We start from the raw sequence: 9307 nt of genomic DNA, 5'->3' as shown, positions 1-9307 counted from the left end.
CGGCAAGATCGCCGGCAAGGGCAGGCTCGCCGCCTTGAAAGCGCTGCTGCGCCGCAACGACCCGCGCCGGGCGAGGCGCAACGTCGCCCATCATTATGACCTTCGCGACGAGCTCTACGAAACCTTCCTCGACGACGACCGGCAGTACAGCTGCGCTTACTACACCAGCCCCGGCAACAGCCTCGAGGCCGCGCAGTCCGACAAGAAGGCCCATATCGCCGCCAAGCTCGGCCTCAAGGCCGGGCACCGGGTGCTCGACATCGGCTGCGGCTGGGGCGGCATGGCGCTTTATCTGCACCGGGTCGCCAAGGTCGACGTGCTTGGAATCACCTTGTCCGAGGAGCAGCTCAAGGTCGCTCGCCGGCGCGCGGAGGAGGCCGGCGTTTCGGATCATGTCCGCTTCGAGCTGATCGACTACCGGTTGGTCGACGACCAGTTCGACCGCATCGTCTCGGTCGGCATGTTCGAGCACGTCGGGCTCGCCCATTACGACGACTTCTTCGCCAAGTGCCGCGAGCTTCTGAAGCCCGGCGGAGTGATGCTTCTGCACACCATCGGCCGGTTGGGAAAGGCGACGGTCGCTCCCGACCCGTTCACCGACAAATACATCTTTCCCGGCTATCATCTGCCGTCGCTGTCGCAGATGTTCGCGGCGAGCGAGAAGGCGCGGCTGATCGCCAGCGACGTCGAGACTTTGCGGCTGCATTACGCCTACACGCTGCGCGAATGGCTTGCGCGCTTCACCGCCGCTCGCTCGCGGGTCGTCGAACTCTACGACGAGCGCTTTTTTCGCATGTGGGAATATTATCTGGCCGGCGGCATCGTCATGTTCGAGAATGGCGGCACCTGCAATTACCAGATCCAGTATATCCGCAACCGCAACGCACTGCCGATCACGCGCGATTACATGGCCAAGGCCGAAGCCCGCTACCGCAAGCTCAAGGCTTAGAAAAAAAGCCCGGCGGTTTCCCGCCAGGCCCTTTGCTCGGTATCCGCGCAACTCATCCCGGGCGGCGTTCCGTGCGCATCTTCTGGCGCATCTCAATCCGCTCCTCGCGAGTGACCTGGCCATCGCGATTGGCGTCCGCCATGTCGAAGTGTTGCAGCGCGGCGCCCGTCGCTTCCTGAAGCGTGACCCTTCCGTCGCGGTTGGCGTCGGCCATGTCGAACATGCGGCCACCGAACGCACCGAAGCCTCCGCCCATCCGGCGAACATCGGGGCGGCCGTCGCCGTTGGCATCGCGGGTGGCGATCCGCTGCTGGCGCTGCGCGCGGCGGGCGTCGAACTCGGCCCGGCTGATCGAACCGTCGCGGTTGGTGTCCAGGCGGTTGAATATTGCTCCGGGGTCGCGGCCCGCGGCGCGCATCGCTGAGCGATCGCCCCGCTTGCCTGCATGAGCGGCCTTGACGGCAGCCGCTTCAGCCTTGGTGACGAACCCGTCGCGATTGGCGTCGAGTCGAGCGAAATGCCGGGCGACCGTCTGCTGAACCGAAGCCCGCGTGTGGACCTTGGCGGCCATCGGCGCGCGGTGGATCAGAACGTTCGGGGCGGGCGCCGGCTGCACGCTCTGGGCGAGCGCGGGTGCAAGTGCGATCGTCGCAGCGGCCGCGCCGCCGGCCAGTAGATATTTGATCATTTTCGCTTCGCTCCCTCGGGTGAAATTCCAGGGGGCGGCGTAAGCGCGGCAAGCTGTATCGCGCTTGAATGGTGCCGGCAGCGCGGGCATTGGCGCGCCCATGACCGAGTCCGTCAAGCGCGTCGTGCTCGCTTTTTCGGGCGGGCTCGACACCAGCGTCATCCTGAAATGGCTGCAGCAGCGCTATGGCTGCGAAGTGGTGACCTTCACTGCCGACCTCGGCCAGGGCGAGGAGCTCGAGCCCGCGCGGTCGAAGGCCGCGATGATGGGGGTGAAGCCCGAGCACATCTTCATCGAGGATTTGCGCGAGGAGTTCGTTCGCGACTTCGTCTTCCCGATGATGCGCGCCAACGCGCTTTACGAAGGGGCCTATCTGCTCGGCACCGCGATCGCCCGGCCGCTGATCGCTAGGCGGCAGGTCGAGATCGCGCGAGCCGTCGGGGCCGACTCGGTCGCGCACGGAGCGACCGGCAAGGGCAACGACCAATTGCGCTTCGAGCTTGGCTATTATGCGCTGGCGCCCGACATCAAAGTGATCGCGCCGTGGCGCGAATGGGACCTCAACAGCCGCGCCGCGCTGATCGATTTCGCCGAGCAGCACCAGATCCCGGTGGCCAGGGACAAGCGCGGCGAAAGCCCGTTCTCGACCGACTCCAATCTGCTGCACACGTCGAGCGAGGGCAAAGTGCTCGAGGACCCGTGGGCCGAGGTCCCGCCTTACGTCTATTCGCGCACCGATGATCCGCTGAGCGCTCCCGACGCGCCCGAAGAGATCACGGTCGAGTTCAAGCGCGGCGACGCGGTCGCGGTCAACGGCGAGGCGCTGTCGGCGGCCTCGCTGCTGGCGCGGCTGAACGCGCTCGGCAAGGCGCACGGAGTAGGCCGCCTCGACCTGGTCGAGAACCGCCTGGTCGGGATGAAAAGCCGCGGCATGTACGAGACTCCGGGCGGCACCATCCTCCACTCCGCCCACCGGGCAATCGAGCAATTGACCCTCGACCGCGGCGCCGCGCATTTGAAGGACGAGCTGATGCCGAGCTACGCCGAGCTCGTTTACAATGGGCTGTGGTTTTCACCCGAGCGCGAAATGCTGCAGGCGCTGATCGACCGCAGCCAGGAACGCGTCGAGGGCGAGGTGCGGCTCAAGCTCTACAAGGGCGCCGTGCACGTCACCGGCCGCCGCTCGCCCGAAAGCCTCTACGATCCGGACATCGCGACCTTCGAGGCCGATTCCGGCGCGTACGACCAGTCCGACGCCGCGGGCTTCGTCAAACTGAACGCGCTCAGGCTGCGGCTGCTGGCGCGGCGCGAGCAGCGGCGGAAGGACTGATCCGGAGCGCCCGGCTGAACTGGCCGGCAAGCAGCGCCGCGAGCATCAGCGGCATCGCCGGGACCGCGAGCGGCGCCAGCAGCATGCCGATCTGCGGGCTGAGGAATCCCGTGACCGCGAGCCAGCGCTCGGCGCGCGTCGCCTTCGGATCGGCCCACAGCCGGACGGCCGCGACCATCACCACCGTCAAATCATAGTTGAAGGCGTAGGGCAGGACGAGGAAGGTCGCGGTCGCCGCCAGCATCGCCAGGTCGAACGTCGGCAGCGGCCGCCGAGCCGCGACCGCGACCATCGCCACCGCCGCCGCCCCGAGCAGCATCTGCGCCCCGAACGCCAGCGCCCAGCTGTCGGACAGCCGCAGCATCGCGGTGACCATCGATGTCGACATGTAGCCGAAGAACGACGTGCCGGCGTCGATCAGTCCGGCCTGGAAGGAGCCGGCGCCGAACAGGAACTGCTGCCAGACGCTCCAGCCGTAGATCGCCGACGTCGCCGCGATCAGCGCCGCGACCGTCAGGGCGCCGGACAACAAGGCGGTCCATTGGCCGCGCAACAGAAGCACGATCGGGACGAGGATCGCGAGGTGAGGCTTCACCAGCAGCAGGCCGAACAACAGCCCCGCCTGCCACGGCTTTGCATCGAGCCGCTCCCATCCGATCAGGAACAGGGCGCCGACCAGGAAGCCGTAATGGCCGGCCCAGATGTTCATCAGCGCCGCCGGGGTCAGCACCGCCAGCCAGACGGGCGCCCAGCCGCTCGGCCACCAGCGCCGCGCCGCCCAGACGAACAGCGCGCCGGTCGACCCGAGCCACAGCGGCAGCGCCAGCCAATAGGGAAGCAGGCTGAATAGCTGGGCGACCGGAAACGTAATCGGCGGGTAGGAATAATTGTGGCCGCCCAGCGGGCCGAACAGGCTGGCGAGGTGCTCGCGGTAAGCGGCGACGTGGTAGATCGCCTCGGGGCGGCCGTCCCACAGCAAGTGCCCGCCGGCCCACAGGTTGACGAAATCGCGGCCCAAGAACGCCTTGCCGTCGAGGTTGCCGTCGTCCGAATGGGTGAAGTCGACCCAGAACATCAGCAGCGACAGCGCCGATCCGATCACCCACGGGCTCCAGCGGGCCAGCGCTCCAATCAACCGGCTCGATGCGGCGCGTTCAGGCAAATCCACCCCCCGAGGCGGCGATACGAAAGTGCGAGGCGTGAGGCTAGTGGGGAGGCCAGGGCCGCTGCTCCCACCGATGGACAAAGCCGCAGCGTCGGCTAGTGGGGTCGGGAACGGGGACCGCCAGAACCGAATGCCGCCACCAGCGCCGAGCCAATCCGGGACCAGTGACCGGCCCTGGTGGGAGGCCCGGCCGTTCGTCGCCGCGATGATCCTTCTGTCGGCGGTGCCGCTGCTCTATCCGGCCATTCCGCCGCTGGTCGACCTGCTCGGGCACATGGGCCGCTACCGAGTGCAGCTCGACCTCGACACCTCGCCGTGGCTTCAGCAATATTACGACTACCGATGGGCGCCGATCGGCAACCTCGGGGTCGAGCTGTTGATCATCCCGATGAGCAAGCTCTTCGGGCTCGAGCTGGCGGTCAAGCTGATCGTTCTGGCAATCCCGCCGATGACGGTTGCCGGCTTCCTGTGGGTCGCTCGCGAGGTTCACGGGCGGCTGCCGCCGACGGTGCTGTTCGCCTTGCCGTTCGCTTTCAGCCACCCGTTCATGTTCGGCTTCGTCAATTATGCGCTGTCGATCGCGCTCGCCTTCCTCGCCTTCGGCCTGTGGCTGCGGCTTGCCCGGCTCGGCCGGCTGAAGCTCCGCGCGATCCTGTTCGTTCCGATCTCTTTCATCGTCTTCTTCGCCCACACGTTCGGCTGGGGAATGCTCGGGCTGATGGCTTTCTCGGCCGAGGCGGTCCGGCAGCACGACCGCGGCATTGGCTGGGTCCGCTCAGGCTTCAAGGCCGCCGCGCACGCGGTCGTGATGGCGCTGCCGGCGCTGATTGTCCTCAGCTGGCGCGACGACGTGAAAGGGCCGCTGCTCCACAATTGGTTCGATCCGCAGCTGAAGCTCGAAGCGATCGTATCGGTGCTGCGCGACCGTTGGCTGGTGCTCGATGCCGCGGCCTTGTTCGTGGTCATGGCCGTGATCGTCTACCCACTCGCGAACCGCCGACTGAGCCTGTCGCGCAACCTTGCTTTCTCGGCGCTGGTGCTGTTGGCGATGTTCCTGCTGCTGCCGGCCATGCTGTTCGCTTCCGCCTACGCCGACATGCGGCTTGCGCCTTACATCTTCGCGGTTGCCTTGCTGGGAATCCGCTTTCGCGGCGAAATGCATCTCAAGACCGCTCGAACTCTCGCCATCCTCGGCCTCGCGTTCCTGATGCTCCGGACCGCCGGGACGACGATCAGTCTGGCGTTCGCCGCCAACGACCATAGCGCCAAGCTCGAAGCGCTCGACCATGTGCCGATGGGCGCGCGCGTCGCCTCATTGGCCGGGCGCGGCTGCGGCATTCAGTGGCCGCTGCAGCGCAACGTGCACCTGGGGGCGATGGTGATTGCCCGCCGCCACGGCTTTTCCAACGATCAGTGGGTGATCGAGGGCACCAATCTGCTGACGCTGCGCTACCGCGAACCGGGCATATTCTCCGCCGACCCGTCGCAGATCGTTCGCCCCAACGGTTGCCGGTCCCGGAGGTGGTGGATCGACCGGGCGCTTGCTGAACTGCCGCGCGAGCATTTCGACTATGTCTGGCTGATCGACCCGCCCCCGTTCGACCCGCAACTGGTCGATGGAATGCATCTGGTCTGGCGCGGGCCCGACTCCGTCCTGTATCAGGTCCGGCCATGACCGCACTGTCGATCGTCGTTCCCTGCTTCAACGAAGAGCCGTGCCTCGAGCGGCTTCACCAGCGGCTGTCGGCCGCCGCTCGCGCGAGCGTCGGCGAAGATTATGAGATCGTGCTGGTCAACGACGGCTCGCGCGACGCGAGCTGGTCGACGATGCGGCGGCTCGCGGCCGACGACCCGAGGCTCGTCGCGGTCAACCTGTCGCGCAACTATGGCCATCAACTGGCGCTGACCGCCGGGCTCGACCTGTCCCGCGGCGATGTCGTGCTGATCATCGACGCCGACCTCCAGGACCCGCCCGAGTTGCTGGCCGACATGCTCGCAAAGATGCGCGAAGAGCAGGCCGACGTGGTCTACGGAGTGCGCCGCAGCCGTGCCGGCGAGACCGCCTTCAAGCGCGCCACCGCACACGGTTTTTACCGCCTGCTCTCGCGCGCGACCGATGCGGACATCCCGGTCGATGCGGGCGATTTCCGGCTGATGAGCCGGCGCGCGGTCGACGCTCTGATGGCCATGCCCGAGCAGGCGCGCTTCATCCGCGGGATGGTCGCGTGGATCGGCTTCAAGCAGGTTCCGATCGTCTACAACCGCGACCAGCGTTTCGCCGGGGAGACCAAATATCCGCTGCGCAAAATGGTGCGCTTCGCGTTTGATGCGATCACCGGATTTTCATCGGCGCCGCTCAAGCTTGCGAGCCATGTCGGGCTGGCGCTGTCGATCAGCTCGGTGCTGCTCATCGCCTTCATCGGCTATTTGTGGCTGAGCGGCCAGAGCATTCAGGGCTGGACTTCGCTGATGCTGGTGGTCGTCGTTCTGGGAGCGGTCCAGATGTTCGTGCTCGCCCTCATGGGCGAATATATCGGCCGTCTTTACAATGAAGCGAAGCGGCGCCCGCTGTACATTGTCCAGGAGATTGCGGGTGGAGGAAGTCGGCCCGCGGCGCCGCTTGGAGTGATCTCGAAATCACCCGCCGACGACGCTGAGAGCCGGGTGGATCAGCCGCGGACCTGAACCTCGAAGATCGACCTGGCGCGCGCGATCGGCTCGACGAGATTGGTCGGGATCAGCCGCACCGCAATTTCCCCCGGATCCAGCTGATGTGAGGGGCATACAAGCAGCCAAAGATTGCGAGGTTGTTAACCTTGAATTTGGCTCGTTCAGCCGGTCAGGCCGAGGCGACCGCGAACAGCGACAATCCAGGAGGCAAGGGCACCCGGCCGATCAAGTGCCGCTCGGATGCGAACAGCAATTCCAAAGCAGCGTTGACGGGCCGCGGCGGCAGCCACAGGTCCGCGTCCCGCTTTCCACGGATTTTCGATGCCATCCGCTCGGCCATCGCTGCCGGCAGGAGCAGGCTGTTGAAGTATCCGATCGAATCGAGCCGCAATGGCGAATCGTCGATCAGCATTTTGAGCGAGCGCTTCGAATAGCGCCGCTTGTGATGGCTGACGACGTCGTGGGCCGACCACATCCATTCGTGCGCTGGAACCGCGATCACGAGCTTGCCGCCGGGCCTGAGGCGCGTTGCGATCGAGGCGATCGAAGCCTTGTCGTCGTCGATGTGCTCGATGACGTCCAAAGCCGCGATCAGATCGTAGTGCTGCTCGGCAACGCCGCGCAGCTCGGGGAGCGGAGCGCTCAGGACCGGCCGGCCCAACCGTTTCTCGGCGACCGCCCGCGCCATTGCGTCCAGCTCAAGCGCGTCGAGCTCGCCGAACTCACCGAGCATTTCCAGGTTGTGGCCCGTCCCGCAGCCAATCTCGAGCAATCGGCCGCCGATGGGAGGCCGCGCCTTTCGGCGGATGAGCGCAGCGAGGACTTGGCGACGAGCCCGATACCACCAGTGCCGCTGGTCGAGCTCGGCCATCTTATCGTAGACGATGCGCTCCATCAGCCGAAAACCCAGTGCCGGTTGAGAAGGAAAGTCACGGCCGGGGTCACGAACAGCATCGGCAGGATCGGCCACTCGGGGCCCAGCCCGAGCGGGCCCGTGACCAGGGCGATCCACAGGCTGTTGAGGCCGAGGCTGATCAGCGACACGACGACAAACCTGACCGCCGTGCCTTTGGTCCGCTGCCCGTGATCGCGGAAGCTCCACCGGCTGTGCATCACATAGCCGGTCGCCATTGCCACCAAATAAGCAAGCAGATTGCCGAGCTGCGGGTGCCAGCGGAGCGCTACAGCGACCAACGCGTAGACCGCGACTCCGAGGATCGTCACCAACGCGCCGCTGATCAGGAAACGCAGCAGCTGCGACAGCATTGCGCGGCGTTCGGGGGAATTCGTCGAGAGCATCGCACCTTCGCGTTTGGACCGCCGCGCCGGCGGCCGCTTGCCCTTTGAGGTCGAGCGGCTAGAGCGCGAAAAGTGAGCGAGCGCAAGGATCAGCTGGACGACAACCGGGCCGTGCGGCTGCTCGAGCGGCACTGGAAGTGGGTGACTTTCGCCGCCTGGCTGATCCTCTGCGCCTGGTTCGTCTACAACCGCTGGGCGCAGATCCACGCGTTCGCCCTGGTCGACACCGACGACAATATGCGCATCAGCCAGGTCCGCGCCTTGCTCGCCGGACAGGACTGGTTCGATCTTCGCCAGTACCGCCTCAACCCACCGGCCGGCGCCGACATGCACTGGTCGCGGCTGGTCGATCTGCCGCTCGCCGGATTGATCCTCCTGCTTCGACCGCTGGTCGGCGGCGTCGACGCCGAGCGCATCGCCGTCGCGGTTGCTCCGCTGGTGCCTTATCTGCTGCTGCTGTTTGGCCTCGCCCTCACCGCCAGGCGGCTGGTCCATCCGGCCGCTTACGCCTTGTGCTTCGTCGCCTTGTTCAGCGCCGGGTCGGCCAACGGCATGTTCATGCCGACCCGGATCGACCACCATGGCTGGCAGCTCGCCTTGCTCAGCCTCGCGGTGGCCGGCCTGGCGGATCCCCGGCGAGCGCGCGGCGGCGCGACCCTCGGCATTGCCAGCGCCTTGTCGCTGGCGATCGGGCTCGAGCTTTTGATCTATCTCGCGCTCGCCGCCGCTGCGACGGTGCTGTTCTGGGTCGACGACCGGGACGAGAAGCGCCGTCTCGCCGCCTACGCGGCGACCCTCGCGGGAGGAACCGCGCTTGCCTTCCTGGCCTTCGCGTCGAACGCCAACCGGTCGGCGGTGTGCGACGCACTGTCGCCGGTGTGGCTGTCGAACGCCTTGCTCGGCGGCGCCTTGCTGTTCGCGATTGCCGCGCTGTCGCCCGGCGACTGGAAACGCCGCCTGGCATTGGCCGCCGCCGCGGGCGTCGTCGTCGCCTTGTTCCACGCACTGATGTGGCCGCACTGCCTGTCGCGCCTGGAGGGCGTGTCGCCCGAAGTGCAGCAGTTGTGGCTCAACAATGTGCGCGAGGCCCGGCCGCTGTACCGCCACGGCTGGCACACCGCGACCATGATCGCCGCGCTGCCGGTCACCGGACTGATCGGCTGGGCGCTGCTGGCGTTGCGCAACCGCGGCGACCGGGCGCTGTTC

At 66.7% G+C, this 9307-nt stretch carries 8 protein-coding genes and 1 pseudogene; 5 read left to right on the top strand and 4 right to left on the bottom strand.

What is annotated here, in order from left to right; translation table 11 throughout:
- Nucleotides 1–949, top strand: a 949-nt coding sequence (locus tag H0T81_RS12685) for a cyclopropane-fatty-acyl-phospholipid synthase family protein (RefSeq protein ID WP_294013838.1), incomplete at its 5' end; no start/stop codon positions are given.
- Nucleotides 950–1001: 52 nt separating this feature from the next.
- Here the strand turns inward: H0T81_RS12685 and H0T81_RS12680 are convergent.
- Nucleotides 1002–1637: an EF-hand domain-containing protein gene (locus H0T81_RS12680; RefSeq protein ID WP_294013835.1), complete on the bottom strand. Its 636-nt coding sequence runs from the start codon at nt 1635–1637 to the stop codon at nt 1002–1004.
- Between the two features lie 100 nt (nt 1638–1737).
- Between H0T81_RS12680 and H0T81_RS12675 the strand changes: the two genes are divergently transcribed.
- Nucleotides 1738–2967, top strand: a complete 1230-nt coding sequence (locus tag H0T81_RS12675) for an argininosuccinate synthase (protein WP_294013833.1) — start codon at nt 1738–1740, stop codon at nt 2965–2967.
- Here the strand turns inward: H0T81_RS12675 and H0T81_RS12670 are convergent.
- Nucleotides 2921–4135 (bottom strand): glycosyltransferase family 87 protein, encoded by a 1215-nt coding sequence (locus H0T81_RS12670; protein ID WP_294013831.1) that lies wholly within the window; start codon nt 4133–4135, stop codon nt 2921–2923. The genes H0T81_RS12675 and H0T81_RS12670 overlap by 47 nt on opposite strands.
- 202 nt (nt 4136–4337) lie before the next feature.
- Here H0T81_RS12670 and H0T81_RS12665 point away from each other — a divergent pair, with 202 nt between their 5' ends.
- Together H0T81_RS12665 and H0T81_RS12660 are read left to right on the top strand one after the other, a co-directional pair.
- A complete protein-coding gene (locus H0T81_RS12665; RefSeq protein WP_294013829.1) occupies nt 4338–5807 on the top strand; it encodes a hypothetical protein in 1470 nt (489 codons plus the stop codon).
- On the top strand, nt 5804–6817 hold the full coding sequence (locus H0T81_RS12660) for a glycosyltransferase family 2 protein (protein WP_294013828.1): 1014 nt from the start codon (nt 5804–5806) through the stop codon (nt 6815–6817). Before H0T81_RS12665 ends, H0T81_RS12660 begins: the two co-directional genes overlap by 4 nt.
- A gap of 154 nt (nt 6818–6971) precedes the next feature.
- Here H0T81_RS12660 and H0T81_RS12655 read toward each other — a convergent pair whose 3' ends face one another.
- A complete protein-coding gene (locus tag H0T81_RS12655) occupies nt 6972–7697 on the bottom strand; it encodes a class I SAM-dependent methyltransferase (RefSeq protein ID WP_294013826.1) in 726 nt (241 codons plus the stop codon).
- Nucleotides 7697–8068: a GtrA family protein gene (locus H0T81_RS12650; RefSeq protein ID WP_294013824.1), complete on the bottom strand. Its 372-nt coding sequence runs from the start codon at nt 8066–8068 to the stop codon at nt 7697–7699. Before H0T81_RS12650 ends, H0T81_RS12655 begins: the two co-directional genes overlap by 1 nt.
- 105 nt (nt 8069–8173) lie before the next feature.
- Here H0T81_RS12650 and H0T81_RS12645 point away from each other — a divergent pair.
- Nucleotides 8174–9307 (top strand): annotated as a pseudogene (locus tag H0T81_RS12645) (AcrB/AcrD/AcrF family protein); the annotation flags it as partial.

Source organism: Sphingomonas sp. (genome assembly GCF_013812825.1).
Classification (GTDB): domain Bacteria; phylum Pseudomonadota; class Alphaproteobacteria; order Sphingomonadales; family Sphingomonadaceae; genus Sphingomicrobium.
This window is presented reverse-complemented; position numbering and strand designations above follow the sequence as displayed.